General features: G+C 72.2%; 27 protein-coding genes and 1 pseudogene. 7 read left to right on the forward strand and 21 right to left on the reverse strand.

What is annotated here, in order from left to right; translation table 11 throughout:
* Positions 1 to 33 precede the first annotated feature (33 nt).
* The 3 genes from AB0N27_RS08685 (at position 34) to AB0N27_RS08695 (ending at position 2,591) form a co-directional block, all read left to right on the forward strand.
* The gene (locus tag AB0N27_RS08685; RefSeq protein ID WP_364365247.1) at positions 34 to 1,296 is read left to right on the forward strand and encodes an MFS transporter; all 1,263 of its coding nucleotides are present in this window, start codon (positions 34 to 36) and stop codon (positions 1,294 to 1,296) included.
* Between the two features lie 95 nt (positions 1,297 to 1,391).
* A complete protein-coding gene (locus tag AB0N27_RS08690; RefSeq protein WP_364365250.1) occupies positions 1,392 to 1,607 on the forward strand; it encodes a hypothetical protein in 216 nt (71 codons plus the stop codon).
* 57 nt (positions 1,608 to 1,664) lie between these two features.
* Positions 1,665 to 2,591, forward strand: coding sequence for a 5'-3' exonuclease (locus AB0N27_RS08695; protein WP_364365253.1), 927 nt, complete (start codon positions 1,665 to 1,667; stop codon positions 2,589 to 2,591).
* 59 nt (positions 2,592 to 2,650) lie between these two features.
* On the opposite strand, the gene AB0N27_RS08700 is transcribed toward AB0N27_RS08695, so the two are convergent.
* From AB0N27_RS08700 to pdxY, 5 genes are all read right to left on the reverse strand, one after another.
* Positions 2,651 to 3,373: an isocitrate lyase/phosphoenolpyruvate mutase family protein gene (locus tag AB0N27_RS08700; RefSeq protein ID WP_364365256.1), complete on the reverse strand. Its 723-nt coding sequence runs from the start codon at positions 3,371 to 3,373 to the stop codon at positions 2,651 to 2,653.
* Between the two features lie 8 nt (positions 3,374 to 3,381).
* On the reverse strand, positions 3,382 to 3,687 hold the full coding sequence (locus AB0N27_RS08705; protein WP_364365259.1) for a GNAT family N-acetyltransferase: 306 nt from the start codon (positions 3,685 to 3,687) through the stop codon (positions 3,382 to 3,384).
* A 106-nt stretch (positions 3,688 to 3,793) separates the two neighbouring features.
* Entirely contained in the window at positions 3,794 to 5,197 is a 1,404-nt protein-coding gene (locus tag AB0N27_RS08710) for an endo-1,4-beta-xylanase (RefSeq protein ID WP_364366157.1), read from the reverse strand.
* Positions 5,198 to 5,496: 299 nt separating this feature from the next.
* Positions 5,497 to 7,281, reverse strand: a complete 1,785-nt coding sequence (locus AB0N27_RS08715; RefSeq protein WP_364366160.1) for a family 43 glycosylhydrolase — start codon at positions 7,279 to 7,281, stop codon at positions 5,497 to 5,499.
* A gap of 587 nt (positions 7,282 to 7,868) precedes the next feature.
* Positions 7,869 to 8,720, reverse strand: a complete 852-nt coding sequence (gene pdxY / locus AB0N27_RS08720; RefSeq protein WP_364365262.1) for a pyridoxal kinase PdxY — start codon at positions 8,718 to 8,720, stop codon at positions 7,869 to 7,871.
* Between the two features lie 306 nt (positions 8,721 to 9,026).
* On the opposite strand from pdxY, the gene AB0N27_RS08725 reads away from it, so the two are divergent.
* The gene (locus AB0N27_RS08725; protein ID WP_364365265.1) at positions 9,027 to 10,220 is read left to right on the forward strand and encodes an endo-1,4-beta-xylanase; all 1,194 of its coding nucleotides are present in this window, start codon (positions 9,027 to 9,029) and stop codon (positions 10,218 to 10,220) included.
* Between the two features lie 46 nt (positions 10,221 to 10,266).
* On the opposite strand, the gene AB0N27_RS08730 is transcribed toward AB0N27_RS08725, so the two are convergent.
* A complete protein-coding gene (locus tag AB0N27_RS08730; RefSeq protein ID WP_364365268.1) occupies positions 10,267 to 10,596 on the reverse strand; it encodes an NIPSNAP family protein in 330 nt (109 codons plus the stop codon).
* Positions 10,597 to 10,699: 103 nt separating this feature from the next.
* Here AB0N27_RS08730 and AB0N27_RS08735 point away from each other — a divergent pair, with 103 nt between their 5' ends.
* The gene (locus AB0N27_RS08735) at positions 10,700 to 11,566 is read left to right on the forward strand and encodes an endonuclease/exonuclease/phosphatase family protein (protein WP_364365271.1); all 867 of its coding nucleotides are present in this window, start codon (positions 10,700 to 10,702) and stop codon (positions 11,564 to 11,566) included.
* Between the two features lie 23 nt (positions 11,567 to 11,589).
* On the opposite strand, the gene AB0N27_RS08740 is transcribed toward AB0N27_RS08735, so the two are convergent.
* From AB0N27_RS08740 to AB0N27_RS08765, 6 genes are all read right to left on the reverse strand, one after another.
* Positions 11,590 to 12,204, reverse strand: coding sequence for an LUD domain-containing protein (locus AB0N27_RS08740; protein ID WP_364365274.1), 615 nt, complete (start codon positions 12,202 to 12,204; stop codon positions 11,590 to 11,592).
* Entirely contained in the window at positions 12,186 to 13,607 is a 1,422-nt protein-coding gene (locus tag AB0N27_RS08745; protein ID WP_364366162.1) for a LutB/LldF family L-lactate oxidation iron-sulfur protein, read from the reverse strand. Before AB0N27_RS08745 ends, AB0N27_RS08740 begins: the two co-directional genes overlap by 19 nt.
* 20 nt (positions 13,608 to 13,627) lie before the next feature.
* The gene (locus tag AB0N27_RS08750; RefSeq protein ID WP_364365277.1) at positions 13,628 to 14,377 is read right to left on the reverse strand and encodes a (Fe-S)-binding protein; all 750 of its coding nucleotides are present in this window, start codon (positions 14,375 to 14,377) and stop codon (positions 13,628 to 13,630) included.
* Between the two features lie 24 nt (positions 14,378 to 14,401).
* Positions 14,402 to 15,151, reverse strand: coding sequence for an SDR family oxidoreductase (locus AB0N27_RS08755; RefSeq protein ID WP_364365280.1), 750 nt, complete (start codon positions 15,149 to 15,151; stop codon positions 14,402 to 14,404).
* Positions 15,148 to 15,999, reverse strand: a complete 852-nt coding sequence (locus tag AB0N27_RS08760; protein WP_364365283.1) for a fumarylacetoacetate hydrolase family protein — start codon at positions 15,997 to 15,999, stop codon at positions 15,148 to 15,150. The genes AB0N27_RS08755 and AB0N27_RS08760 overlap by 4 nt, the downstream gene beginning before the upstream one ends.
* Positions 16,000 to 16,137: 138 nt before the next feature.
* Entirely contained in the window at positions 16,138 to 18,939 is a 2,802-nt protein-coding gene (locus tag AB0N27_RS08765; protein WP_364365286.1) for a DEAD/DEAH box helicase, read from the reverse strand.
* 86 nt (positions 18,940 to 19,025) lie between these two features.
* On the opposite strand from AB0N27_RS08765, the gene AB0N27_RS08770 reads away from it, so the two are divergent.
* Positions 19,026 to 19,796, forward strand: coding sequence for an HAD-IA family hydrolase (locus tag AB0N27_RS08770; protein ID WP_364365289.1), 771 nt, complete (start codon positions 19,026 to 19,028; stop codon positions 19,794 to 19,796).
* Positions 19,797 to 19,814: 18 nt separating this feature from the next.
* On the opposite strand, the gene AB0N27_RS08775 is transcribed toward AB0N27_RS08770, so the two are convergent.
* The 3 genes and pseudogenes from AB0N27_RS08775 to AB0N27_RS08785 form a co-directional block, all read right to left on the reverse strand.
* Positions 19,815 to 20,213: a hypothetical protein gene (locus AB0N27_RS08775; protein WP_364365292.1), complete on the reverse strand. Its 399-nt coding sequence runs from the start codon at positions 20,211 to 20,213 to the stop codon at positions 19,815 to 19,817.
* The gene (locus AB0N27_RS08780; RefSeq protein WP_364365295.1) at positions 20,210 to 20,518 is read right to left on the reverse strand and encodes a hypothetical protein; all 309 of its coding nucleotides are present in this window, start codon (positions 20,516 to 20,518) and stop codon (positions 20,210 to 20,212) included. Before AB0N27_RS08780 ends, AB0N27_RS08775 begins: the two co-directional genes overlap by 4 nt.
* 130 nt (positions 20,519 to 20,648) lie before the next feature.
* Positions 20,649 to 20,855, reverse strand: a pseudogene (locus AB0N27_RS08785) (MFS transporter); the annotation flags it as partial.
* 57 nt (positions 20,856 to 20,912) lie between these two features.
* Here AB0N27_RS08785 and AB0N27_RS08790 point away from each other — a divergent pair.
* Entirely contained in the window at positions 20,913 to 21,827 is a 915-nt protein-coding gene (locus tag AB0N27_RS08790) for an EamA family transporter (protein WP_364365298.1), read from the forward strand.
* Here the strand turns inward: AB0N27_RS08790 and AB0N27_RS08795 are convergent.
* From AB0N27_RS08795 to AB0N27_RS08820, 6 genes are all read right to left on the reverse strand, one after another.
* On the reverse strand, positions 21,790 to 22,713 hold the full coding sequence (locus AB0N27_RS08795; RefSeq protein ID WP_364365301.1) for a diacylglycerol kinase: 924 nt from the start codon (positions 22,711 to 22,713) through the stop codon (positions 21,790 to 21,792). The genes AB0N27_RS08790 and AB0N27_RS08795 overlap by 38 nt on opposite strands.
* Before the next feature lie 137 nt (positions 22,714 to 22,850).
* Positions 22,851 to 23,801, reverse strand: a complete 951-nt coding sequence (gene tatC / locus AB0N27_RS08800) for a twin-arginine translocase subunit TatC (RefSeq protein ID WP_364365304.1) — start codon at positions 23,799 to 23,801, stop codon at positions 22,851 to 22,853.
* 18 nt (positions 23,802 to 23,819) lie between these two features.
* A complete protein-coding gene (gene tatA, locus AB0N27_RS08805; protein WP_364365307.1) occupies positions 23,820 to 24,110 on the reverse strand; it encodes a Sec-independent protein translocase subunit TatA in 291 nt (96 codons plus the stop codon).
* A gap of 157 nt (positions 24,111 to 24,267) precedes the next feature.
* The gene (locus tag AB0N27_RS08810; RefSeq protein ID WP_364365310.1) at positions 24,268 to 24,513 is read right to left on the reverse strand and encodes a hypothetical protein; all 246 of its coding nucleotides are present in this window, start codon (positions 24,511 to 24,513) and stop codon (positions 24,268 to 24,270) included.
* A gap of 10 nt (positions 24,514 to 24,523) precedes the next feature.
* Positions 24,524 to 25,579 (reverse strand): YafY family protein, encoded by a 1,056-nt coding sequence (locus tag AB0N27_RS08815; RefSeq protein WP_364365313.1) that lies wholly within the window; start codon positions 25,577 to 25,579, stop codon positions 24,524 to 24,526.
* Entirely contained in the window at positions 25,576 to 26,574 is a 999-nt protein-coding gene (locus AB0N27_RS08820) for a WYL domain-containing protein (RefSeq protein WP_364365316.1), read from the reverse strand. Before AB0N27_RS08820 ends, AB0N27_RS08815 begins: the two co-directional genes overlap by 4 nt.
* Positions 26,575 to 26,642: the final 68 nt, after the last annotated feature.

Genomic DNA, 26,642 nt, shown 5'->3' on the forward strand with positions numbered 1-26,642 from the left:
AACGCATCGGCGCGACGAACGGGGGCCGGCGACATGCACGTCGACGACCGCGCCGCGGTGTTCTGGCGTTGGTGGACCGCCGGCACGACAAGCATGGTCGGGTCGGCGGTCGGCGCCGTGGCCCTGCCACTTACCGCGCTCACCGTCCTGGACGCCTCCGCGTTCCAGATGGGCCTGATCGCCGCGGCCAGCTACGTCGCCTGGATCGTGATCGGCCTGCCCGCGGGCGTCATCGTGCAACGCCTGCCGCTGCGCGGCGCCCAGGTCGGCGCCGATCTCGCCCGTGCCGTCGCCGTGGCGTCGATCCCACTCACCTGGTGGTGGGGCCACCTCACGGTGACCCACCTGGTGGTCACCGCGCTCGTCGTCAGCTTCGCCAACGTGCTGTTCGACGTGGCAAACGCGACGTTCCTGCCCAGCATCGTCGAGCGGGAACGGTTGCAGTCCCGCAACAGCCTCACCTCCGCCACCCACGCGGCCACCCTGCTCAGCGGGCCCTCCCTCGGCGGCCTCGCCGTGCAGGCCCTCGGCGCGGTGCCCACCCTGCTCGTCGACTCCGCCAGCTACCTCGCCTCGGCGGCCCTGCTGCGCACCCTTCCCACCAGCCGCGTCCCGACGCCGGACCGCTGGCCCCCGGTCGGCGAACTGATCCGCCAGGGCTGGCGCTACGTCACCCACCACCGGGTGATGGGGCCGAGCATGTGGGCCGCCACGGCGATGAACCTCGTCTGCGGCGCACAGTTCGCGCTGCACCCGCTGTACCTCGTCCGCGACCTGCACGCGCCCGCCGGCCTGGTCGGCGTCCTGCTCGCCGTCGAGGGCGTCGGCGCGCTGGTCGGGGCGGCCCTCACCACACGGATCACCAACCGGATCGGCACCGCCCGCGCGCTGGTCGCCGCCGGGTTCACCACTGTCGCCGGAGCGTTCCTGATCCCGTTGGGTACGGGCTGGTCGGCGTACGCCGCGTTCGCTGCCGGCAGCATCGTCTTCTCCCTCGGCACCGTGGTGCTCAGCGTGACCACCCGGACGTACCGGCAGATCGCCAGCCCACCCGACCTGCTGTCCCGGGTAATGGCGACCGTGCGGTTCGTCTCCTGGGGGGCGATCCCGGTAGGCGGGCTGGTCGCCGGCATCCTGGCCGGCCCGCTCGGCGCCCGCACCACCCTGCTCGTCTTCGCGGCGACCCTGGTGTGCGCGCCGCTGGTGCTGCTGCTCTCCCCGGTGCGGCACCTGCGCAACCTCACCGACCACGATCCGCGGCCCGACCGGCGGCCCAACGTCGCCGCCGGTCGGTGACCTGCCCCGCGCGGCGTTTTCCCGCTCGGACGGCACCGCGGGGTCATAGCCTGGATCCGGGACGCCCGCGCGGGCGTCCCGACCGGGAGGACCAGGTGGCAGCGAACGAGGCGGACCGGGCGGCGACACGCCGCCGCCGGCAACTGTGGGCCGGGGTGCTGGCGCTCGTCGGCCTGGTCCTGCTGATCATCGGCCTCACCGTGGCCGACGGGGTCGCCGCCTGGGTCGAGGTGGTTGTCGCGATCCTGCTGCTGGTGGCGAGCTACGTCGTACAGCACCTGGCCCGCCGGGAGACCGTCTACCGGCGCTGAGCCGTCGGCGGCCGGGCGTACCCCTGATCGTCGGAGGGCTGTGCCAGGCTGTTCGGCGTGGCACACCGATCCCCGATCCTGCTGATCGACGCACCCAGCCTCTACTTCCGGGCGTACTTCGGCATTCCGGAGTCCGTCGCCCGCACCGAGGACGGCACCCCCGTCAACGCGGTACGCGGCTTCCTCGACATGCTCGCCACCCTGATTCGCGGGCGGGGCGCCGACCGGATGGTCTGCGCCCTCGACTACGACTGGCGTCCGGCGTGGCGGGTCGACCTGCTGCCGTCGTACAAGGCGCACCGGGTGGCACCGCAGGGCGGCGAAGTCGTACCGGACACGCTCTCCCCGCAGGTGCCGATGATCCTGGAGGTGCTGGAGGCCGTCGGCATCACGTCCGTCGGCGCGACCGGCTACGAGGCCGACGACGTGCTCGGCACGCTGTCGGTGACCCAGCCCGGCCCGGTCGAGGTGGTCTCCGGCGACCGGGACCTGTTCCAGCTCGTCGACGACGCCCGGGAGGTCCGGCTGCTCTACGTCGGGCGCGGTGTGGCCAAGCTCGACGACTGCGACGACGCCGCAGTGCGGTCGCGCTACGGCGTGCCCGCCGACCGGTACGCCGACTTCGCCGCCCTGCGCGGCGACCCCAGCGACGGCCTGCCCGGCGTGGCGGGCGTCGGTGAGAAGACCGCCGCGCGGCTCATCGAACGGTACGGCAGCATCGCCGGCATCCTGGCCGCGCTCGACGACTCCGACTCGTCCTTCGCGCCGGGCCTGCGCGGCAAGCTGGTCGCCGCCCGCGACTACCTGGCTGTGGCACCGACGGTGGTCCGGGTCGCCCTGGACGTGCCACTGCCGGAGCTGCCCACCGCGCTGCCCACCGCGCCCGCCGACCCGGACCGGCTGCTGGACCTGGCCGGCAGGTGGAACCTGGCCGGCTCGACCCGCCGACTGGTGGACGCCCTCGCCGCCCGCGTCGACGCCTGAGGGCGGCTGCCGGGGTCGGCCCTCCCCGGGCGCGGCGTCGCGGCGTCCGGGGCTACGGCTCAGGCGCGCAGCGCCGCCGCGAGGTCGCTGATCGCGCCCATCGCGTACCGCTGCATCCCCGGCCCGAAGGTGATCCGGGTGGCGCCGAGCCGCCCCAACTCGGCCACGGACTCCGGGGCCGGGCCGGCGGCCATGTTCAACGGGCCCTCGACGGCGTCGCCAAGCAGCGGCAGCACCTCGGTCGGCGCGCGCAGCGGGTAGACGCAGTCGGCGCCGGCGGCCACGTACAGCCGGGCCCGCTCCACCGCGTCGGCCGGGTCACCCGACCCGAACAGGAACGTGTCGACGCGCGCGTTGATGAACAGGGCGTCGCCCGCCGCCGCCCGCACCTCGGCCAGCCAGTCGGCATGCCGCCGCGGGTCCTTGAGGGTGCCGTGCCCGTCGGAGTCCTCCAGGTTGCAGCCGACGGCGCCCGTGTCGAGGATCCGCCCGACCAGTTCGGCGGGGGCGAGACCGTAGCCGCCCTCGACGTCGGCGGACACGGGAACCGCCACGGCCCGGACGATCCGGGTCACCGCGGCGAACATCTCCTCAGGTGGCGTGGACCCGTCCTCGTACCCGAGGGAGGCGGCGATTCCCGCGCTGGGCGTGGCGAGCGCGGGAAAGCCGGCGTCGGCGAAGACCCGGGCGCTGGCCGCGTCCCACGGCCCCGGTAGGACGAGCGGGTCGCCTGTGGCGCGACCGTGGTGCAGGGCCCGGAAGGTGGACGCTGTCGTGGTCACTCGTACCCCTACTTTTTCATCTTCCGCGTGGACCGGGCCACGATGTCCTCGTACTCCGGGTGCTTGGTCAGCCACTCGGCGAGGAACGGGCAGATGGGCACGACCGTCCGGCTCCGGGCCCGCGCGTCGTCCATCACCGCGCGGGCGAGGGTCGAGCCGACACCCCTGCCCTCGAACGCGGGGTCGACCTCGGTGTGGGTGTAGGCGATGATGCCGCCGGTCAGCTGGTAGGTCACGATGCCGGCGAGGGCGCCCGCCTCGTCGCGCGCCTCGAAGCGTTCCCGCTCCGGCGCGTCTGTCACGGTGAACTGCACCGGATCATCCAATCACAGCGTGCGCGGGCACTCTCGCGACCGTAACGGGAATCGCAGAGCCGGCCGGTGCGGAGGACAGGTGACGTCCTCCGCACCGACGCCGTGATCAGCTGGCGGTGCAGGTGGGGGTCAGGCCGGCCCCGCTTCCGTTGCCCTGGAAGCCGAACTCGGTGCCCTGGCCCGCGCCGAGCCGCCCGTTGTAGTCCACGTTGGTGAACCGCACCGTGCCCGTGGAACCACTGGCCGACGCGCTCCAGGTGTTGGTGACGCTCGCGCCGCTTGGAAGCGTCACGCTGACGGTCCAGCCGTTCGTTCCGGACGAACCGGCTGTCACCTTCACGGTGGCCACGAACCCGCCGGTCCACGAGTTCAGTGACACCGACGCCGAGCAACCACCACCGGGCGGAGGCGTGGTGGGCGGCGGCGTCGTGGGCGGGGGCGTGGTCGGCGGGGGCGTGGTCGGCGGCGGCGTGGTCGGCGGCGGCGTGGTGGGCGGCGGCGTGGTGCCGCCGGCGTTGAGGGCGTTCAGCACGCTCGTGTACGCGGCCTTCTTGTTGCCGCCGCAGTCGAACAGCAGCGCGTTGTCCGAGCCTCGCCAGGAGTCGCAGTCGCGCACGCCCCACACGGTGATGCCGGTGCAGCGTGAGACAGCCAGGCAGGCCCGGGTGACCGAGGCGAAGATGTTCGCCTGGTTGGAGCCGGTCATCACGTCCAGCTCGGTGATCTGCACATCCACACCCAGATCAGCGAACCGCTGCAGATTGGCCTGATAGTCACCAGCCAACGTCGTACCCAGATGCGACTGGAACCCCACACAGTCGATCGGCACACCACGAGACTTGAAGTCCCGCACCATGTTGTAGATCCCCGTCGACTTCGCGTTGATCCCATCGGTGTTGTAGTCGTTGTAACACAACTTCGCACCCGGATCCGCCGCCCGCGCCGCCCGGAACGCCGCCTCGATCCAGTCATTACCCGTCCGCTGCAAATTCGAGTCACGCCGACCACCACCACCACCATCAGCGAACGCCTCGTTCACCACATCCCAGGCATAGACCTGCCCCCGAAAATGCGTCGCCACCTGCGTCACATGATTGATCGCCGCACTCCGCAACGCCGAACCCGACAAACTCTGCGCCCACCCCGGCTGCTGCTGATGCCACAACAACGCATGACCCCGCACACTCATCCCATTCGCACGCGCATGACTCACCAGACGATCACCACCGGAGTAACTGAACCGCCCCTGCTGCGGCTCGGTGGCATCCCACTTCATCTCATTCTCGGCCACGACACTGTTGAACTCACGGTTCAGGATCCCGACGTACGTGCCGTCGGAGAGCTTGCCCGTCGCGACGGCAGCGCCGAAGTAACGGCCCTTCTCGGCCGCCGACGCCCCGAGGGTCGTCCCGGCACTGGCGGAGGTGGACAGCGTCATCGCCATCCCGGCGGCCAGTGCGCCCGTGACGGCGACTGTCACCGCCGCTCGCAGGGCTCTTCTGTGGTTCATGCGAAGTCCTTCTCTGTGGTGGTTCCAGCGATGGAGGTGCAGCGCCGAAAGGGAGGCGGTGGCGGGGGCACGGCGAGAGCCCGGTCGCCGTCGACGGCGCCACCGAAAGGAGTCCTGAAACGACGTCCGGCATGCCCTGGGCGGACGTCGTTTGTCGAGGGACGGTCGGCAGGCTCGCCCGGTGAGCTCCACGGTGCGGCCGCCCTCAACCATCGACTGTGAGCGATAACATGTCGTTCGTCAAGTAGTGGCGGTCGTCGGTGCCGGGGCGGCGTGAACGCGGCCCCGGCACCGTCGCGTCACTGGAACGAGACGTCGTCGACCAGGAGACTGTCGGTCCCCTCGGCCGTCTCGACGTAGAAGCCGGCGCTGGAGAGCGTGCCGCTCCACGACACGGTCGCCGTGCCGGTCAGCTGGGTCCACCCGTTGGCGTTGACAGTCGTCGCCGGCGTCAGTTGCAGGTAGTTCGTCGTACCGTTGGCGGTCAGTGAGAGGGTCGCCTTCGCCGCCGGCGTGCCGCTCTGCGAGCGTACCCAGACGCTCGTGGTGTAGGTCTTGCCGTTGGTGAGCTTCGAGGTCACGTCCTGGTTGGGGCCGTTCCACGCCGCCGTACGGCCGGTGACCGACAGGGAACCGGCGCCACCGTGCACGACAGCCGTGTTGGCCGCCAGCGTCGCCGCACCGAGCGCGCCCCAACCGGTCGTGCCGTTCTCCAGGTTGCCGTTGGTGAGCAGGTTGCCGTCGACGCCACCACCGGTGCCGCTGAACTGCCACCAGTTCACGTTGAACAGGGTGCCGCTGCCGCCGGCGAAGCGCAGGAACACGTCCCGCGTACCTGTCGCCCCGCTGACCGCGCAGGTGGCGTTGGTCCAGGTCTGCCAGCCTCCGGTGACCGGGACGGTGCAGGTGCCCACCAGCGGGCCGTTGCTGTTGTCGAGCCGCACCTCGATCCGCCCACCGCTGCCCGCCGAGGCGACCCGCGCGTTGAACGACGTCGCGCCCGCGCCGAACGCGACGCCCTTGACCTTGATGTAGTCGCCGTTCTCGATCCAGCCGACGTTCATGCCGCCCTCGCTGGAGGGTTCGGTCTCGATGCCGGAGCCCCAGGCGATCGTCTCGGCCTCCTGCCGGACGTACGGATTCAGCGTGCCCACCTGCGGCGCGCCCGTGCTGGTCATGGTGATCGTCGGGAAGGTGCCGTTGGAGTTGTAGCTGAACTTCTCCACCGCGACCGAGCGGGTGTAGCCGCCACCACCAGGCAGGGCGCCGTTGTGGTAGAAGAAGTACGAGCCGCCGTTGAAGTCGACGACGCCTGCGTGGTTGGTGAAACTACCGCCCTGCCTGGGCATGATCGTGCCCCGGTAGGTCCACGGTCCGGTGGGGCCGGGGGCCGTGGAGTACGCGATGAACTCCGAGCAGCACTCCGCCGCGAACACGTTGTAGTAGGTCCCGTTGCGCTTGTAGACCCACGGACCCTCCTCGTAGAGGGTGGGCCTGCTGGCGTTGCCGTTGCGGGTGCCGAACCCGGCGGTGGTGAGCGGGATCTTCGTGGCCGAACCGGAGTAGGAGATCATGTCCGCGTTCAGCTTCACGTACCACAGGTTCGGGTTGCCCCAGTACAGGTACGCCTGGCCGTCGTCGTCGATGAAGACGGTCGGGTCGATCTCGCCGTTGCCCACCAGTGGCCGGCCGATCGCGTCGCGGAACGGGCCGGTGGGGCTGTCCCCGACCGCCACGCCGATGGCCATCGAGTTTGTCGCCCGGTTGGTCACCGGCACGTACCAGTAGAACTTGCCGTTGCGGGCGATGACCTGGCCGGCCCAGGCGTTGGCGCTCGCCCAACTGAAGGTGCTGATGTTCAGCGGCGAGCCGTGGTCGGTCCAGTTGACCATGTCGGCGGACGACCAGACCCGCCACTCCTTCATTGTGAAGTACGTGGAGCCGTCCTCGTCGTGGCCTGTGTAGAGGTACACCCGGCCGTTGTGCACCAACGGGGCCGGATCGGCTGTGTAGATGTGTTGGACGATCGGGTTGTCCGCCCGGGCGGTGCCCGGGACCAGTGCGAGGACGCACACCAGACTCATCAGCCAGGCGATGCCGCGCCTGGCGCCGGACCTGCTGCGGGCTGTGGTTCGGATTGCCACCTTCACGGTTACTCCCTGAGAGGGTCGCGGCGGCGTGCCGCGCCGCCGGGTGCCGATCGACCGGATCCACAAGGGGCGGTGATCGACGTGATCAGCCATGATCTGTTAGCGTTAACACGTGCCTAAGGCACCTCCTCAGCCCGCCTGTCGCGTGCCTGACCTGGGTTTTCACGGGTGCGTGAGGTCAACTTCGTCATCGCGTTGCCGCGTTGCCGTATCAGCGTTGACATCTAAGATTTACGATGCACCGTACTGAGCGGCGCGTCGGCCGTCAACGGAGGGCAGGCCCTCGACGGGCTGACCCTCCGTCACGAGCCACGACACGCGATCCGGCAGATTCCGGGTCCGACGAGGACCGCGATGCGCACCGGTTCGACATCCGGGCGTCCGAAACGGCGGCGTCTGTCGCGGGGGTTGCGAGGGGAGCTGACACCGCGCATGTTAACGATCACATCGATATGACTGAATTGGCGGCATGTCGCCGGGGCGGCCCGGGCCAGCTCGATCTCCGCGACCGGGAAGACCGGTCAGCGCAGTCGACGGGCGGCGAACCGGGCCGGCGGCGCCGCGATGGCGTCCTGGGCCGCGACGAGCTGGATCTCCCGGGTGCCCGCCACGAGGGTGGCCTCCAGGATCGTGAAGACCGAGGCGATGGTGCGTTCCAGTGCCGTGGCGGGCGAACCAGTCGTGCACAGGTGCGCGAGGTAGAGGGCTGCGGTGACGTCGCCGCCGCCGTTCGGGCTGATCGGCAGCAGGGGCGTGGTCACCGACCAGGCGCCCTCGTCCGAGACGGCCACCACCTCCAGTGACCCCGCCGGCACGTCGGCGTGCAGCACGCTTGTCACGAGCACGTGCCGTGGCCCGGTCGCGCGGACCACGTCGACGGCGTCCAGCACCTCGGTCAGGGTGGTGGTGGACCGGCCGGCGAGGAAGTCCAGCTCGAAGTGGTTGGGGGTGATGATGTCCGCGCGCGGAACCACGACGTCGCGCATGTACTCAGGGATCCCGGGTCGCACGAACATGCCCCGGCCGACGTCGCCCAGCACCGGGTCGCAGCAGTACACGGCGTTCGGGTTGGCCGCCTTGACGGTGTCGACCGCCTCGAGGATCACCGCGCCCATCGCCGGGTCGCCCTGGTAGCCCGACAGCACCGCGTCGGCGCTGCCGAGGACGCCCCGGTCGCCGATGCCCGCGATCACCTCGGCCACCTGGGCCGGGTCCAGCAGCGGGCCGCGCCACGCGCCGTAGCCGGTGTGGTTGGAGAAGTGGACGGTCAGGACCGGCCAGACCTCGTGCCCGAGCCGTTGCAGGGGGAACGCGGCCGCCGAGTTGCCGACGTGGCCGTAGGCGACCGACGACTGGATGGACAGGATCTTCACCGGACCATCATCGCCGGTCCCACAGGCGGCCCGCCGCACGGCCCGCCGATTCTGTCGAACGCCCCACACCGCACCCCGCGCCACCGGAAGTTTCGGTATCCGCCGAACCGAAGGTACCCCAGCTCACCTGACGAATTTCCGAAAGTTTTCACTGTTGACGGCGGACATCGATCGGCTTAACGTTTCGGGCACGTTTCCGGTCCCCTTTCGGCACCACCGGCACCCGGTCCCACTCCCCCGCACACCCGCACCGGACCGCACTCTCGCGCTCATGATCGAAACTTGTCGATCAATGAAGGGAAGGCAATGAAGCCAAGACAGCTGATCACTGTCGGGGTGGTCGCCGTCGCGACCGTCGCGGCACTGAACACGGTGCCCGCCACCGCGAGCCGGCCGTACGACCCGACGGCACAGAGCCTGGGCACCCTCGGCCTGCGCCACGGCCTGCACATCGGCACCGCCGTGAACCCGACGGGCCTCAACGACACGACCGACCCGGAGTACCGCCGGCTGGCTTCCACCGAGTTCACCTCGGTCACCGCGGAGAACGCGATGAAATGGGAGAGCCTGGAGCCCACCCGCGGCACCTACGACTGGACCGCCGCCGACCAGCTCGTCGAGTTCGCCAAGCGCAACAGGCAGAGCGTCCGCGGCCACGTGCTGGTCTGGCACAACCAGCTGCCCGCCTGGCTGACCAGTGGCGTCGCCGACGGCTCCATCAGCAAGCAGGAGCTGCGCGAGCTGCTGCGCAAGCACATCACCACAGTCGTGAACCGCTACAAGGGCAAGATCTGGCAGTGGGACGTGGTGAACGAGGCGGTGAGCGACCCCTGGGACACCCCGAACACCCTGCACTACAAGGGCTTCTGGGCGCAGAACCTCGGCCCGGGCTACATCGCCGACGCGTTCCGCTGGGCACGTGCCGCCGACCCGAAGGCGCTGCTGTTCTACAACGACTACAACATCGAGGCGTTCGGCTCCGGCAACCCCGCCGACGACAAGACGCAGTTCGTGTACGACATGGCCAAGGGTCTGCTCCGGCAGGGCGTCCCGATCGACGGCATCGGCTCACAGGGCCACCTCGGCACCCAGTACGGCAACTTCGACACCCTCCAGGTGACCGCCGCGCTGAAGAAGTTCGCCGCGCTGGGTCTCGCCACCGCGTTCACCGAGGTCGACGTGCGCAGTCAGATGACCGCAGGCGTCCAGGCCGGCGACTCGGCCGAGATCAACCCCCGGTTGCAGGCGTCGGCCGCCAACTTCAGCGTGCTGATGAAGGCGTGCCTGGCCGTGCGCAGCTGCCTGTCGTACACCGTCTGGGGTTTCACCGACAAGTACTCGTGGGTGCCGGACTGGTTCAACGACCCGCCCGAGGGTCTGGCCACCATCTACGACGAGAACTACCAGCCCAAGCGGGCGTACCAGGAGCTGAAGTCCGACCTGATCTTCGCCGGGCCGCCGTACGTCCTGCCACGCAGCACGCCCCGGCCGCGCCGCTGACCTGACACGGGCCGTGCGGGGTCCACCCCTCCCCGCACGGCCCGCCTCAGCTCGCCGTGGCCGTGCCGTCGGTCGGCAGAAGTGGACGCATGAAGGTTCTCTCGTAGCGCAGCACACAGCCGGACTCGTCGCGGATCCGGTCCGCCGCCACGAAGTCAGGGTCGCTGCCGAAGCGTGCCCGGTACCGCTCGTAGGCCGCGAGGCTCTCGAAGCTGAACAGCGCCTCGGCCCGGTCGCTGGCACCCTCGGCGGGCAGGAAGTAACCGTGGTGCACGCCGCCGTGCCGGGCCACGAGCCCCATCCACGCGCGGGCGAAGCGCTCGAACTCCCCGATCTGTGCCGGGTCGATTGTGTAGTGCACGACGCACGTGATCATTGCTTCACGATAGGTCCCGCGCAGGGCTCCTGCCGTCGACCGACCGGCAGTACGATCACTGGCACCTCGGCGAAGACTGTCGCCCCCGGCACCCGGAGCCCGCATGTCCACGCAGGCGCCCGCCGGCATCACCCGCGCTCCCGGCAGGCTCCGCCGCGCCCTCACCGTCGGCTGCCTGGTCGCCGCCGCCGGGATGCCGTCCGGATCGTCGGCGGCCGACTCCCCCGCACCCACGACCCTGCGGCTGCTGCAGATGAACCTGTGCAACAGCGGCCGGGCCAGCTGCTACACCGGCCGGTCGGTGACCAGGGCCGCCGAGGTGATCAGCGCCGAGCGGCCCGACCTGGTCACGCTCAACGAGATCTGCCAGGACGACGTGACAGCACTGGAGCGCACGTTCGCGGCCACGCACAGAGGCGCGGGTGTCGTGTCCGCCTTCCAGGCCGCCGGCGACCGCCCCAGCGGCGCCGACACCCGGTGCCGCAACGGCCGGTCGTACGGCATCGGGGTTCTCGCCCGCCTGACCGCGCCGGGCGCCCGCCACACGGTGCGCAGCGGGATCCACCCGACCCAGGACCTCACCGACCCCGAGGAACGCAGCTGGCTCTGCGTCCACGTCGACGGCGCGCTCTCGGTGTGCACCACCCACCTGGCGGCCACCAGTTCCACTGTCGCGCTGGCCCAGTGCGAGCACCTGCTCGACGAGATCCTGCCTGTCGTCCGCGGGAGCACCGCGTACGCGCCCACAGTGCTCAGCGGCGATCTCAACCTGCGGCGCGGCGGCGACACCGACGTACGGTCGTGCGGACCGTCGGGCGACCTCCGCATCGACGACGGCGCGGTGCAGCACGTCCTGGCCAGCAGCGGCGTCGCGCTCTGCTGCACCAGGTCGGTGGGCATGGGCGGCGCGACGGACCACCCCGGCCTGCTGGCCAACCTCACGATCGACGGCAGGCGTACCTCCCGCTGACCGCCGAGCCGCACGGCGGGCGGTCAGGGCAGCAGGATGACGTGCAGCTGGCGCGGGCCGTGCACACCCTCCACCCGGATGAGTTCGATGTCGCTGGTCGCCGACGGCCCGCTGATCCAGGTAAGCGGGCGCTGCGGCGTCAGCCGGGCGAGGGCCTCCGGCACCGTCGCCACCACCTGGGCGGCCCGCAGCACGCACACGTGCCGGTCCGGCAGCAGGCTGAGCACCCGGCGCCCCTGGTCGGGTGAGCCGTCGAGCACGACGGTGCCGGTCTCGGCGACGGCGACGGCGGCACCGGTGACGACGGCGTCGGCCGCGCCGATCCGCGCGGTGTCGAGGCCGTCGTCGCGCAGCGCGGTCACCGTCGGCGGCAGCCAGGCGGGCGGCAGACCCGGGGGTACGACGACGGTGCCACCGGCCGGCAGGATGCCGGCGATCGTGTCGGCCACGGCCTCCTCGGCGACCCGGTGCACGTGCGCCAGGTAGTCGGTCAGCCGTTCCACCAGCTGGTCGAGGTCGAGCGTGCCGGTGTGCCGGTAGTCGCGCGGCACCTCCACCGGAGCGGGGGCGCCGGCGGCAAGTGCGGCCCGTAGCCGGCCGAGGACGAGATCCCTGGCGCTCACCGCTCGGCCCACCATTCGCGGAATGTCTTAGCCGGCGGCTCCGGGAGATCACGGCTGCCGGTCCAGCCGTTCAACGGCGGGGGCAGGCCCCGGCCCCGCCGGCCGGCGAACCGGCTCAGTCGGGAGGCGCGCTGCGCGGCCTCGTACAGCCGGGGATGATCCATCGTGTACGCGGCGGCGGCCATCGCGATCGACTCGGCGGTGGGCAGGCGTCGCGCGTCGACGGCCTCGGCGCGCAGGTGCACCAGCACCTCCGGGAGGTTGATCTGCACCGGACAGGCGTCGTAGCACGCGCCGCACAGCGTCGACGCGTACGGCAGGGAGGCGTTGTCGTCGATGCCGGTGAGCTGGGGCGACAGCACGGCGCCGATCGGCCCCGGATAGACCGAACCGTAGGCGTGCCCGCCGGCCCGCTCGTACACCGGGCACACGTTGAGGCAGGCCGAGCAGCGGATGCACCGCAACGCCTGCCGACCGACCTCGTCGGCGAGGACCGCGCTGCGGCCGTTGTCCAGCAGGACCAGGTGGAACGCCTGCGGTCCGTCGCCCGGAGTCACACCCGTCCACATCGACGTGTACGGGTTCATCCGCTCCCCGGTCGACGCCCTGGGCAGCAGTTGGAGGAACACCTCCAGGTCCCGCCACGTCGGTACGACCTTCTCCACGCCCATCAGGGTGATCAGCGTGCGCGGCAGGGTCAGACACATCCGCCCGTTGCCCTCGGACTCGACCACGGCCAGGGTGCCGGTCTCGGCGACGGCGAAGTTCGCGCCGGACACCGCCACAGGCGTCCTCAGGAACGTCTCCCGCAGGTATCGGCGCGCGGCGGCAGCGAGGGCCGCCGGGTCGGCGGTGAGCGCCGGGTCGACGCCGGGCATCTCGCGCAGAAAGATCTCCCGGATCTCCGCCCGGTTGCGGTGGATCGCGGGGACCAGGATGTGGCTGGGCCGGTCGTCGCCGAGCTGCACGATGAGTTCCGCGAGGTCCGTCTCGACAGCGGTGACGCCGGCAGCCTGGAGTGCCTCGTTGAGGCCGATCTCCTGGGTGGCCATCGACTTGACCTTGATGACCCGGTCCGCGCCGGTCGCCCGGACGAGGTCGGTGACGATGCGGTTGGCCTCGACCGCGTCCGCCGCCCAGTGCACCACGCCGCCGGCCTCGGTGACCTTCGCTTCGAGCTGTTCCAGCAGCTCCGGCAGCCGGTTGAGGGTGTCGGCCTTGATCGCCGCGCCGGCCGCGCGTAACTGCTCCCAGTCCGACGACTCGGCGATGACTCCGGCGGACTTGGCCCGGATCGTTGTCGTCGCGTGCCGCAGGTTGCGCCGCAGCTGCGGGTCGGCCAGGCTGCGCCGGGCGGCCGCCGGGAACGACTCCTCGCCGCGCAGGTGCCCCACACCGGGCGGCGCGGTCGCCGGCATACCGAGGAACGTCGGGCGGGTCACCCTCGCACCGCCGGTTCGTGCTCGGTCGACGCCAGGATCTCGGCCAGGTGCACGGTGCGGACGCCGGTGCGCAGCCGCGACAGCCCGCCTCCGATGTGCAGCAGGCAGGAGGCGTCGCTGGCGGTGCACACGTCGGCGCCGGTGGCGAGCACGTGGCGCATCTTGTCGGCGAGCATCGCCGTGGAGGTCTCCGCGTTCTTCACGGCGAAGGTGCCGCCGAACCCGCAGCACTGCTCCTGTGCGGGCAGCTCCACCAGGTCGAGGCCGCGCACCGCGCGCAGGAGCGTCCGCGGCCGGTCGCCCACCCGCAGCATCCGCAGCGAGTGGCAGGTCGGATGGTAGGTGACCCGGTGCGGGAAGTACGCGCCCACGTCCGTCACCCCGAGCACGTCGACGAGCAGCTCGGACAACTCGTACGTGCGCGCCGCCACCGACTCCGCGCGGCTCGTCAACGACGCGTCGCCGGCCCGTCGGGCCACCATCGCGTGCTGGTGCCGTACCGCCCCCACGCAGGAGCCCGACGGCGCGACGATCACGTCGTACCTGTCGAAGACCCGCACGTGCCGGCGCACCAGCGGGACCGCGTCGGACGGGTAGCCGGTGTTGATGTGCATCTGCCCGCAACAGGTCTGGTCCGGCGGGAAGACCACCTCGTGGCCCAGCCGCTCCAGCAGTCGTACCGTCGCCGTCGCGGCCTGCGGAAACATGGTGTCGGCCAGGCAGGTCACGAACAGCGCGATCCGCATCTCACACCCCCGCCGGTCCGCTCGTCACGACCGGACCCGCAGGTGGGTGACTCCGCCGTCGACGTCCAGCACCGTACCCGTGGTGGAGCCGGCCCGGGGCGACGCGAGGTAGACGATCGCGTTCGCCACCTCCTGCGGTGTCACCAGGCGCCCGATGGGCTGGCGGGCCCGCAGGGCGGCCCGCTCGCCGTCCGGGTCGTCGGCCTGTGCCAGCAGACGCCCGACCCACGGGGTGTCCGCCGTGCCGGGGCACACGCAGTTGACCCGGACCCCCTCGCGCACGTGGTCGGTGGCCATGGCGAGGGTCAGCGACAGCACGGCGCCCTTGCTGGCCGAGTAGAGCGCCCGACCCGGCAGGCCGTTGAGCGCGGCGATGGACGAGACGTTGACTACCGACGCGTGCTCCGAGCGGCGCAGCCACGGCAGGGTCTCGCCCACCACTCTCGCCATGCCGACCACGTTGACGTCGAGCACGCGATGCCACTCGTCGTCGGTGTTGTCGGCGACGGTTCCGGTCGCCCCGATCCCGGCGTTGTTGACCACCACGTCGATGCCGCCGAGCCTGTCGGCGACCGCGGCTACCGCCCACGCCACCGACGCGCGGTCCGACACGTCGGCGGCGAAGCCGGAGATGTCCTCGGGAAGCCCGCTCGGGTCGAGGTCGAGCACGGCCACCCGGGCGCCCCGGGCCCGCAACTCCTCGGCGGTGGCGCGACCGATGCCCGACGAGCCGCCCGTGACGACAGCGGTCAGTCCGGCGAACTCCCCGCTCATGCGGCCACCAGTGCCTGACGCGCCCGCCCCAGACCGCTGATCTCCAGCTCCACCACGTCGCCGGCGCGCAGGTAGGGATGGTCCGGCAGCCCGAGCGCCACACCGGCCGGCGTCCCCGTGTTGATCACGTCACCGGGGTACAGGACCATGAACTGGCTGAGGTACCAGACGACGTGCGCGACCGGAAAGATCATGTCCTTGGTCGTGCCGTCCTGGCGGAGAACCCCGTTGACCCACAACCGCAGCGACAGCGCCTGCGGATCGCCTACCTCGTCCGCCGGCACGAGCCACGGCCCCAGCGGGTTGAACGTCTCGCAGCTCTTGCCCTTGTCCCACTGGCCTCCGCGCTCGAGCTGGAAACCGCGCTCGGACACGTCGTGCGACACCGCGTACCCGGCGATGTGCCGCATGGCCTGCTCCGGGGACTCGGCGTAGCGGATGGTCGTACCGACGACGACCGCCAGCTCGACCTCCCAGTCGGTCTGGGTGGAGCCGCGCGGGATGTGGACGTCGTCGAACGGCCCGACAAGCGTCATCGGGTCCTTCATGAAGACCACCGGCTCGGCGGGGAGCGGGGCGCCCGTCTCCGCCGCGTGGTCGCGGTAGTTGAGGCCGATACAGACGATCTTGTTGGGCCGCGCGACGGGCGCGCCCACCCGCAGGGCTCCCGCGTCCGGCAGCTCGGCCAGTTCCCCGTGCTCGAGAGCGGCGCGGGTACGCGCGATCCCGTCCGCCGACCAGAACGCCCCGTCCAGGTCGGCGGTGAGGCTCCGCAGGTCGAAGCTCGTACCGTCGTGCTGGACGATGGGGATCTCCCGACCGGCCGGGCCGAGACGCAGGAAGTTCAACTCTGTCTCCTCTGTGGTCGCCGGTGCCGAGCCGCTGTCGAACGGCTCTCACATTCAACACCGACACCACCTACCAACGGCAGAGCAGATCGTCTAGCGGGGCGTCGATTCCGCCTGCGACCTTGACCGAAGTGATGATCAGGCGAAGGTGTGGTACGCCAGTACGCCCCGGTTGATGGCCGCTATCGCCTGCCGGGCTGTGGAACGCAGCTCCGGCGACGCACCGCCTGAGTCGGCAAGTTGACCGAGCAGGTCGACCACCTGGCGTGCCCACCTCACGAAGTCACCGGCCGGCATCTCGCCGTCGATCTCGTGCCCGCTGCCGAGCACCTTGGCCAGCGCCTCGCCCCGCGCCCACCGGAAGACCGGCCAGGCGAAGCCGAGATCCGGTTCGCGGGTGGCGCTCAGGCCACGCGCCGCCTCGTCGGCCTCGATCTCGCTCCACAGCTTCAGCGTCTCGCCCACCGCGTCGGCCACCGGTCCCCGCGGCAGCGACGCCCGCTCGTCGACGTCGCGGCGCGCCTCGAAGACCACCACGGACACGGCGGCGGCCAGTTCCGCCGGGGACAGTCCGTCCCACACGCCCCGGCGCAGGCACTCGGCGACCAGCAGGTCCGCCTCGGTCCAGATCCGGCCGAGCATCCGGCCGGCGTCGGTCACCGCGCCGTCGCGGGCGAGGTAGCCACGGTCGGTCAGCAACGCGACGATCCGGTCGAACGTACGGGCGAGGGACCCGGTGCGCCCGGAGACCCGCTCGCGCAGCTCCTCGGTGTCGCGCTCCAGGCGCCGACGCCGCTCCGCCCAGCGGGCGTGCTCCTCCCGCTCGGGGCAGGCGTGACAGGGGTGGTTACGCAGTTCGGTGCGCAGCTGGGCGAGCCGGTGGTCGTCGCCGGGCGCCTGCCGGGACCGGCCACCGCGACGGCCGCCGTGCCGGTCCAGTCCGGTGCCGCTGACCTCGGCGGCAAGATCCCGTCGAGCGCCCGGCGACCGGTGGTTGAAGTGCTTGGGCACCCGGATGCGGGCCAGCACCTCGGCCGGTGTGGTGAAGTCGCCGGGGCTCACCCGCCCGGCCCAGCGGTCCTGGGTGAGCACCAGCGGTCGGGGTTCGCCGAACCCGCCGGTCGCCGGGTCCAGGACGACGGCCAGCCCGGCGCGGCGACCCGAAGGCACCCGGATCACGTCACCGACCCGCAGCCGCTCCAGCGACGCCACCGCGGCGGCCTTGCGCTGGGTCTGCCCCTGCCGGGCGATGGCCTTCTCCCGGTCGGCGATGGCCACCCGCAGCGCGAAGTACTCGTCGAAGTCGCCGTGGTGGCAGGCGGCCTCCGCGCCGTACGCCTCGATGGTCTCGGTGTTGCGCTGCACCTGCCGGGCCAGGCCGACCACCGACCGGTCCGCCTGGAACTGCGCGAACGAGGACTCCAGCAGCGCCCGGGCCGGCTCCGTGCCGACCGTGCCGACGAGGTTCACCGCCATGTTGTACGAGGGCCGGAAGCTGGAGCGCAGCGGGTAGGTGCGGGTGGAGGCGAGCCCCGCCACGTGCCGGGGGTCGGTCTCCGGGGACCACACCACCACGGCGTGCCCCTCCACGTCGATGCCCCGCCGGCCGGCACGCCCGGTGAGCTGCGTGTACTCCCCCGGCGTCAGGTCGACGTGCGCCTCGCCGTTGTACTTGACGAGGCGTTCCAGCACCACGCAGCGGGCCGGCATGTTGATGCCCAGGGCGAGGGTCTCGGTGGCGAAGACCGCCTTGACCAGACCGCGGACGAACAGCTCCTCGACGATCTCCTTGAACACCGGCAGCATGCCGGCGTGGTGGGCGGCCAGGCCGCGTTCCAGGCCGTCCAGCCACTCCCAGTAGCCCAGCACCGACAGGTCCTCGCCGGGGATGGCGGTGACCCGGGACTCGACGACCCGGCGGATCTCGGCCCGCTCGTCGGGCGAGGTGAGCCGCAGCCCGGCGGCGAGGCACTGCTGCACCGCGGCGGCGCAGCCGGCCCGGCTGAAGATGAACAGGATCGCCGGCAGCAGACCCTCGCGGTCCAGCCGGTCGACGATGTCCGGGCGCATCGGGCCACGCCAGCGGGGGCCACGCCGACCGGAGCCCGGCCCGGCGCTGCGCCCCTCCCCCAGCTCCAGGCGGCGCATCTGGTCGCGGGTGTAGCGCAGCAGCTCCGGGTGCACGTCGTGCTTGCGGGCCGCGTCGGCGTCGTGGAACAGGTCGAACATCCGCTTGCCGACGAGCATGTGCTGCCACAGCGGCACCGGCCGGTGCTCGCTGACCACCACCGCCGTCTCGCCGCGCACGGTGACCAGCCAGTCGGCGAACTCCTCGGCGTTGGAGACGGTCGCCGACAGCGAGACCAGGGTGACCGAGGCGGGCAGGTGGATGATCACCTCTTCCCACACCCCGCCACGGAACCGGTCGGCGAGGTAGTGCACCTCGTCCATCACCACGTACGCGAGACCCTGCAGGGTGCTGGACCCCGCGTAGAGCATGTTGCGCAGCACCTCGGTGGTCATCACCACCACCGGCGCGTCGCCGTTGATGGCGTTGTCGCCGGTGAGCAGGCCGACCTGCTCGGCGCCGTACCGGGCGACCAGGTCGTGGTACTTCTGGTTGGACAGCGCCTTGATCGGCGTGGTGTAGAAGCACTTGCGCCGGGTCGGGGGCGTCGCCGCCGCGTCGGCCGCCGCCGGGTCGTCGGGCCGCCCGCGCAGGGCCAGGTGTACGGCAAACTCGCCCACCACTGTCTTGCCGGCCCCGGTCGGGGCGCACACCAGCACGCCACTGCCCCGCTCCAGGGACTGACACGCCTCGCGCTGGAAATCGTCGAGATCGAACCCCAGGTCGAGGGCGAACTCTTCCAGAGCGGGGAACTGTGCGGACTGCGCGGCCCGGCGGCGCGCCGCTGCGTACCGCTCGGCGGGGCTCGACATGCCACCAAGATTAGTGCGTGCCCGGACACCACACCCCACAAGGCCGTGCGGCGGGGCCGTCGGCGGGGGTCGGTAGGGTGCACGACGTGCCGGACCATGCCGAACCGCCCCAGACCCGTCCGCCGGGCAGCGCCGAGGCCGCCGCCGCCCCGCGAGCGTCCCGACGGCCCGTCAAGGCGGTGCTCTTCGACTTCCACGGCACCCTCGCTCAGGTCGAGGAGCCGCGGCGGTGGGTGCTGGAGGCCGCCGCCGCGTGCGGGGTCACCCTGGACCGCGTCCGCGCCACCTCGCTCGCCGACCGGCTGCTGACCGCCGGACGCGCCGGCGGGCCCCTGCCGGCGCGGGTGCCGCCCCGGCTCGCCGAGTTGTGGGCCGACCGGGACCTCTACCAGCACGCCCACCGGGGCGCGTACACAGGGCTCGCCGAGACCGTCGACGCGGGCATCGAGGGCTTCGCCGACGCGCTCTACGAGCGGCTGCTGACCGCCGACGGCTGGCTGCCGTACCCGGACACCGCCCCCACGCTGACCGCGCTGCGCGACGCCGGGGTGCGGGTGGGCGTGGTCAGCAACATCGGCTTCGACCTGCGGCCCCACTTCGACACCTGGGGGCTGACCGATCTCGTCGACGCGTTCGTCCTGTCGTACGAGGTCGGGCGCTGCAAACCCGACCCCGCGATCTTCTGGCGGGCCTGCGGAATGCTCGGTGTCGAGCCCGAGCAGACCCTGATGGTGGGCGACACCCCGGCGGACGCGGGCGCGGTGGCCGCCGGCTGCGCGGTGCTGGTCCTGCCGGCCGCCGAGCCGGGCCGGGAGAACGGGCTGGGCGCCGTCCTGGACCTGGCCCTGCCGGGCTGACCTGCTGTTTCGGTGCCGTCAGCCGGGAAAGTGGATCACCGGCAGCTCACCGTCGCCGTAGCGGTCCTCGCCGCTGAGGATCGAGGCGTCGTGGTCGAGGCAGGCGAGCACGGTCGTGGCGAGATCGGCGCGGCCGGTCACCGTGCGCCAGTAGCTGAGCTCGTGCCAGGAGCCTCCGTCGGTGGCGAGCACCGCACAGGCGTCGAGGCTCAGCAGCCGGTGCAGGGTCGCCCGCTCCTTGGGATCGCTGACGAGCGCCAGGGCCTCCGCGGCGGTCACGGCGGTGACGCCGAACCTGTTGCGGTCCTGGATGACCTCGTGCAGCGGCTCCCCGACATGCACCGACCCCGCCAGGTAGGCCAGCAGCGCCGAGCGGTCCAGCACGAGCCGGACGGGCCGGTCGTCGTCGTGGGTCACGCGGCCGACTGGTCGACGGCACCGGCGGCGGCGTCCACCGCGTGTTGGCGTGCCCGGTCGCGAAGCGCGCTGCGGCGCTCCGGCGACCAGTCGGCCTCGACGGCGGCCCGCCGGGCTCGGGCCTCGGCCACACCCTGCTCGGTGATCGGGATGCCCTGGTGGGCCAGCTCCGCGTCCAGGGCGTCCAGGCGCATCCGGTCACGGACGGCCTGGGTGATGTAGGCGCTCGCGTTGGACTCGCGCTCCAGGCGCTCCGCCACGTCGGGTGGCACCGAGATCGACAGTTTCCGCATCGCGCTGGTCATACCACGGACCGTACGCCGGTAGCACCGCGTTGGCCACCACATCGGCTGGTCGGCCCGCGCGGCCCGGCCCCGAACGGCCGGACAGCACCGAACGGAACCGGGGCCACGCGCTCAGACGGCTCCTGCTCGCTCAGACAGCTCCTGCTTCGCGCAGGGGACGCCAGGCGAGCACGGTGATCACCACCATCACGACGGCGGCGATCCAGAACGGCGTGGTGATCTCCCAGGCGCTGGCGAACAGGCCGCCGAGGAGCGAACCCAGCGCGGCGCCGCCGAGATCCAGCAACGCGTACACACTGCCGACGCGGCCGCGCAGGTGCGCCGGCACGACCCGCTGGCCGCAGCCGGGCCGGACACACCGCCGCACGAGGGCCGGACCCGACCGCCTAGCGTCATGGCCGTGACCGACACCCTGCTGCCCGCGCCGAAGCCGGCCGCCGCGCCACCGGAGCGCCGTGGTGGCGTCGCCGTGGGGCTGGTGCTCGGCGGGGCGCTGTCGGTGCAGTTCGGCTCCGCGGTGGCCGCGTTGATCTTCCCGCGTACCGGGGTGGCCGGGGCGGTGACCCTGCGACTGACGATCTCGGCGGTGCTGCTGCTCGTCGTGTGCCGGCCCCGCCTGCGCGGGTACGACAGGTCGGCCTGGGTCGCGGCAGGGGCGTTCGGGCTGGCGCTGGCCGGCATGAACTCGCTGTTCTACCAGGCCATCGAGCGGATCCCGCTGGGTCCGGCGGTGACCCTGGAGGTGCTCGGCCCGCTGGCGCTGTCGGTGTTCACCGCCCGCCGGCTGGCCAGCTGGTGCTGGGCGGGGCTGGCGCTGGCCGGGGTGGCGCTGCTCGGGCAGGGCGGCTTCGACCGGCTCAACCCGGCCGGGGTGGCGTTCGCGTTCGGCGCGGGCGCGATGTGGGCCGCGTACATCGTGCTCAGCGCCCGGGTCGGCGGCCGGTTCCCCGGCGCGGACGGGCTGGCCCTGGCACTGAGCGTCGCCGCGCTTGTCACCCTGCCCCTGGGCATCGCCGACCGCGGAGCGGTGCTGCTCGACCCGACGGTCCTGGCGCTCGGCACGGCCCTCGCGGTGCTCGCCTCGGGCCTGCCGTACACGCTGGAGCTGCTGGCGCTGCGGCGGATGCCGACTGCCACCTTCGCGGTGCTGATGAGCCTCGGCCCGGCCATCGCCACCCTCGCCGGATGGCTGGTGCTGCGCCAGGCGTTGACAGTGCTGGAGTGCGCCGCCGTCGTGCTGGTCATCGCGGCCAGCATCGGGGCGGTACGGGTCAGCGCAGCAGCCGCAGGGCGCCCGGCACGGCGCTGATCGTCACCGGCAGGGCCAGGGAACGCTCCCCGTCGGCGTACGTGGTGATGCCGTCGGCGGTCAACTCCACGGTCCGGGCCCGGTAGCTGGTCACCAGCGGATGGCTGACGTGGGTGCCCTGGTAGATGCGCGGCTTGACCCGGATCAGGGTCCGCCTGTTGACCCGCCCGGCCACCACCACGTCGAGCAGCCCGTCGGTCGGGTCGGCGTCGGGACAGATCCGCATCCCACCGCCGTACGTGGGGCAGTTGCCCACCGCCACCAGCACCGCGTCCACCTCGTGCGGCACCCCGTCGAGGCGCAGCGTGTACCGGCGGGGCCGCAGCCGGGCCAGCTCGACCACGATCGCCAGGTCGTACCGGCGGGGGCCGCGCGGCCAGCGCATCCGGTTCGCCCGCTCGTTGACTATCGCGTCGAACCCGGCCGCCAGGACCGCCCCGTACCAGCGTTCGACGCCGTCGGTGTCGGTCATCCGGGCCAGGTCGACAGCGCGGCTGCGGCCGGAACGCAGCGCCGCGGCGATCACCGCGACCGCCGCGAGCGGATCCGCCGGGAAACCGGTGTCCAGCGCGAAGTCGTTGCCGGTGCCCGCCGGCACCGGACCGAACGGCACGTCGGTGCCGGCGACCGCCTGCACCGCCCGGTGCACGGTGCCGTCCCCGCCGACCGCGACGAGCGCAGCGGCGCCCCCGGCGACCGCGACACGGCACACCGCCTCCGCCTCGCCCGGACTGGACGCGGACAGCAGCCGGACCGGACGGCCGGCGGCAGCCAACCCGTCCAGCAACCGGGGCAGCAGGGCGCGGTGCCGACCCCGCCCCGCGGACGGATTGACGAGCACGGCGACCGGGCCGGGCAGGTGATCGTCTGCGGTCACGGGCAGCACCGTACCGCTCGGACACCAGCAGTTCACCGGGGGCGGGCGCCGTCACGACCAGTCCCGCCGCCGGCGCTCGGCGTGACGCGACGACGCCGCCCCCGGCAGGCGGGGACGGCGTCGGTGAACCTGGCGGCGCGGGACCGTCAGGTCATGTCGTCGTACCGACGCTCGATCGGTGCGGGCGGGGCGATCGGCTCGGGAACACCGATCGGCGCGGTCGCGTCGACCCGCTGCCCGGCCACCACCGGATCCGCGTCGTACTCCAGCGGCGACACCTCGTCGTCGTCGATGCCGGCGTAGATCTCCTTGCCGCGCCCCCGCCGCCGGTCGTTGAGGAACGCGATGCCCACCGCGCCGAAATAGAGCGCCGACAGGCAGATCGCCAGGGCGGTCATCCCGAACGGGTCCGGGGTGGGAGTGACCACGGCGGAGAACGCGAAGAACACGAAGATCGCCACGCGCCACCAGCTGAGCAACCGCTTCGCGCTGGCGATGCCGACGAAGTTGAGCATCAACACGATCAACGGGAACTCGAACGCCACACCAAACAGCAGGATCAGGTTGGTGACGAAGGAGATGTACTTGGTGATCTCCAGTGTCGTGCTGATCTCGCTGTCGGAGATGCTGAGCAGGAACTCCAGGCCCTTGGCCGTCACGAAGTACGCCAGCACCGCGCCGGCCGCGAACAGCGGCGCGGCCAGGGCGGTGAAGAAGTACGCGTACCGCCGCTCGTGCCGGTGCAGGCCCGGCGCGATGAACGCCCACAGCTGGTAGAGCCAGACCGGCGCGGCCACGATCAACCCGACCCAGAGCGCGACCTTCAGATTGAGCAGGAACAGGTCGGCCGGGCCGAGCTGCACGAACTCGCACTTGCCGTTGACGATCCTGGCCTGCGGCAGGTCACAGTAGGGCTGCTGGAGTAGGTGCAGCACCGGCTTGGCCAGCCAGACGCCGAGGCCGAAGCCGATCAGGATCGCCACGGAGGCGCGGAAGAGACGGTTGCGCAGCTCGCGGACATGCTCGATGAGCGTCATCGAACCGTCGGCGGCCCGCTCGAAACTGCTCGGGCCGCGTTTACGCAGGGCGAAGGCCACGGGACTCGGGCCCTTCGGTCAGTTGTCGCGGACGCGGTGCACCGGGTCGACGACCGGCTGCTGCGGCGGGGCCTGGTACGGCGCCTGCTGCGGCTGCCCGGCGTGCGGCGGCAGCGGCTGGTAGCCGGCCTGCGCGTCGGCCTTCTCGGCGAGGTCGCGGTCGTCGTCCTGCAGGCTCTTGGTCTCGGCCTTGATGATCCGCAGCGAACGGCCGAGGGAGCGGGCCGCGTCGGGAAGCCGCTTCGCACCGAAGAGCAGGATCAGCACAACCACGAGAACTGCGATGTGCCACGGCTTGAGGGCACCCATGAGAAGCTCCAGTCGCTCTGTGTCCGGGGGTGGTACGCAGCCCATCGTACGTGCGGATCGGTCGGATGCCACCCGCCGGGCGGTGGTGGTCCGGCCCGGCCGGTGAAGTCTTGACCAACGCGCGATGATCCGTCAACCGCGCCGGCCGCCCGCGTCGTCAGCCGCGCTTGGCCTTGATCACCGCGAGTCGTTGCTGCGCGGTGTCGAGCTGCCGCTGGACCCCCTCGGCGCGCGCCTGCAACGCCTCGGCGGAATCCCGCAACGTCTCGGCCTCGGCGGCCCGCCGCTGCAACGCCACCGCGGCGCGACGCAGCCGGGGCAGTCGGGCCAGCACCGGGCGCACGGCAAGCGCCAACACCACGAGCGGGAGCAGCACCACCGCGAGCACGATCCAGATCAGCACGGCGGTCAGCCTACTGGGTGTGGCCGGCCACCGCCCGGTCACCCGACGGCGCGCTGTCCGCGTCGCCCTCGGGCGGCCGGGGCACGGCCGGGGGCACCGGTACGGCGTACGCGTCGAGCGCGGCGGCTGCCGTGGCCCGGACCTGCTCGGCCAGCTCGGGCGGGGAGACCACTGTGACCTCCGGGCCGAGGCCGAGCACGAACCGACGCGCCCACCCCAGGTCGGTCACCCGCAGGGAGACGAGCCACTGGTCGCCGTCGCCGGCCTCCACCCGCTCGCACGGGTAGTACTCGGTGATCCACCGCTCGCCCCGACCGATCCGCAGGGTGATTAGCGGCAGATCCGGAGAGGGACGGAAGACGCCCTCGGTGAGGTCGTGCGGCACGGCCTGCGGGGGAACGGTGGCCGGCTCGTCCAGTTCGGTGATGGCGTCGATGCGGTCGGCCCGGAACAGCCGGACCGCCTCCGCGCGCCGGCACCACGCCTCGACGTACGCCCGACCCCCGACCATAAGCACCCGCAGCGGGTCGATGACGCGCTCGGTGGTCTCGTCCCGGGCCGCCGTGTAGTAGGTGATCCGCAGGGCCCTGCCGCCCTCGACGGCGGCGCGCAGCGCCTCCACCCGCCGGGTGTCCCCCGGCAGCCGTACCGCCACCGGTGCGCCCACCAGGTCGCCCGCGTCCTCGATCTTCGCCAGGGCGCGTTCGACGGCGTCCCGGTTGGCCACCCCTGGTGTCTCGGCGAGCATCCGCAGCGCCACCACGAGCGCGAGGGCCTCGTCGGGGGTGAGCCGCAGCGGCCGGTCGATGCCGGCGTCGTAGGTGATCGTCACCCGGTCACCGTCGAACGCCATGTCGATGAGGTCACCGGGGCCGTACCCGGGCAGACCGCAGACCCAGAGCAGCTCCAGATCCTCCCGGAGCTGCCGTTCGGTGACACCCAGGTCACCTGCCGCCTCGGCGATCTCGATGCCCGGGCGGGCCAGCAGGTAGGGCACCAGGTTGAGCAGTCGGGCCAACCGGTCGGCGGACGCGCGGGAGCCGCCCCGGGCGGCGGGGCGGGTCACCGGGCACCCCCGGTGCCGGCCAGCTCGTCGTGGCGCACGGCGATCTCCTTGAGTCGCTGGATGACCGCCTCGCGGACCTCCGGCGGGTCGAGCACCCGCACGTCCGGGCCGTACCCGACCAGGTGGCCGGCCAGAGAGTCCGGGTCGGCGTACGGCAGGACCAGCCGGTCGCCGTCCGGCCCGGCGGTCACCTCGACCGCCCAGCGGCGCAGCCCGGCGGCCCGGCCCGACGCGGCCAGCACGGTGGCCCGGCCGGTGCGCTCCACCGGCCCCGACCAGCGGGCCACGTGGCTGATCAGGTCTTCGTTGGCCGGCGGCTGGTAGGCGCCTGGCGCACCGGTCACCCGCACCGCGCCGACCACCCGGGACAGCCGGAAGCAACGGGTCGCCGCCCGGTCCAGGTCGTGCCCCACCACGTACCACCTGCCACGCCAGCAGACCACGCCCCACGGCTGGAGCCGGCGACGGCTTGGCGCGTCGCGGTCCGGCACCCGGTAGTCGAAACCCACCTCCCGGCGGTCCCGGGCGGCGGCGGTCAGCGGCGCGAACGCCGGGTCGACGGTGACCATCGGCTCCAGGCCGAGAGTGGCCTGCGGGTCGACGTCCACCCCGGCGGCGCGCAGCTTGGCCAGCCCGGACGACGCGGCGGCGGCCAGCCCGGCGTGCTGCCACAGCCGGGCGGCGATGCCCACGGCTGCGGCCTCGTCCGGTTCCAGGGGGATGTCGGGCAGCGCGTACTCCCGGTGGGCGATCCGGTAGCCGGGCTCGGCGTCGAAGACGCTTGCCGTCCCCGTCTCCAACGGCACGCCCAGCTCACGCAGCTCGGCCTTGTCCCGTTCGAACTTGCGCTGGAACGCCTCGTGGTCACGCGCGTCGTCCGGATCGTGCTCGTAACCGGGCACGGTCGCGGCGATCTGCGCGGCGGTCAGGAACCGTCGCGTGGACAGCAGGCAGATCACCAGGTTGACCAGGCGTTCGGTGCGGGTCCGCGACACGGGTAGACGCTAGCAGCCGACGCGCCCGTGACGTGCACCCACGCGGGCGTGCCGCACACTTGTTCGGA

Source organism: Micromonospora sp. NPDC093244 (assembly GCF_040683695.1).
In the GTDB taxonomy this organism is placed as follows: Bacteria; Actinomycetota; Actinomycetes; order Mycobacteriales; family Micromonosporaceae; genus Micromonospora.

Coding starts and splice junctions, on each gene's coding strand:
- AB0N27_RS08750 (WP_364365277.1), bottom strand. CDS start 14,377: ATGCGGATCGCGCTGTTCGTGACCTGCCTGGCCGACACCATGTTTCCG.
- AB0N27_RS08735 (WP_364365271.1), top strand. CDS start 10,700: ATGTCCACGCAGGCGCCCGCCGGCATCACCCGCGCTCCCGGCAGGCTC.
- AB0N27_RS08790 (WP_364365298.1), top strand. CDS start 20,913: ATGGCCGTGACCGACACCCTGCTGCCCGCGCCGAAGCCGGCCGCCGCG.
- AB0N27_RS08710 (WP_364366157.1), bottom strand. CDS start 5,197: ATGAACCACAGAAGAGCCCTGCGAGCGGCGGTGACAGTCGCCGTCACG.
- AB0N27_RS08725 (WP_364365265.1), top strand. CDS start 9,027: ATGAAGCCAAGACAGCTGATCACTGTCGGGGTGGTCGCCGTCGCGACC.
- AB0N27_RS08780 (WP_364365295.1), bottom strand. CDS start 20,518: ATGACCAGCGCGATGCGGAAACTGTCGATCTCGGTGCCACCCGACGTG.
- AB0N27_RS08765 (WP_364365286.1), bottom strand. CDS start 18,939: ATGTCGAGCCCCGCCGAGCGGTACGCAGCGGCGCGCCGCCGGGCCGCG.
- AB0N27_RS08685 (WP_364365247.1), top strand. CDS start 34: ATGCACGTCGACGACCGCGCCGCGGTGTTCTGGCGTTGGTGGACCGCC.
- AB0N27_RS08755 (WP_364365280.1), bottom strand. CDS start 15,151: ATGAGCGGGGAGTTCGCCGGACTGACCGCTGTCGTCACGGGCGGCTCG.
- tatA (WP_364365307.1), bottom strand. CDS start 24,110: ATGGGTGCCCTCAAGCCGTGGCACATCGCAGTTCTCGTGGTTGTGCTG.
- AB0N27_RS08745 (WP_364366162.1), bottom strand. CDS start 13,607: ATGCCGGCGACCGCGCCGCCCGGTGTGGGGCACCTGCGCGGCGAGGAG.
- AB0N27_RS08740 (WP_364365274.1), bottom strand. CDS start 12,204: ATGGTGGGCCGAGCGGTGAGCGCCAGGGATCTCGTCCTCGGCCGGCTA.
- AB0N27_RS08730 (WP_364365268.1), bottom strand. CDS start 10,596: ATGATCACGTGCGTCGTGCACTACACAATCGACCCGGCACAGATCGGG.
- AB0N27_RS08715 (WP_364366160.1), bottom strand. CDS start 7,281: ATGAGTCTGGTGTGCGTCCTCGCACTGGTCCCGGGCACCGCCCGGGCG.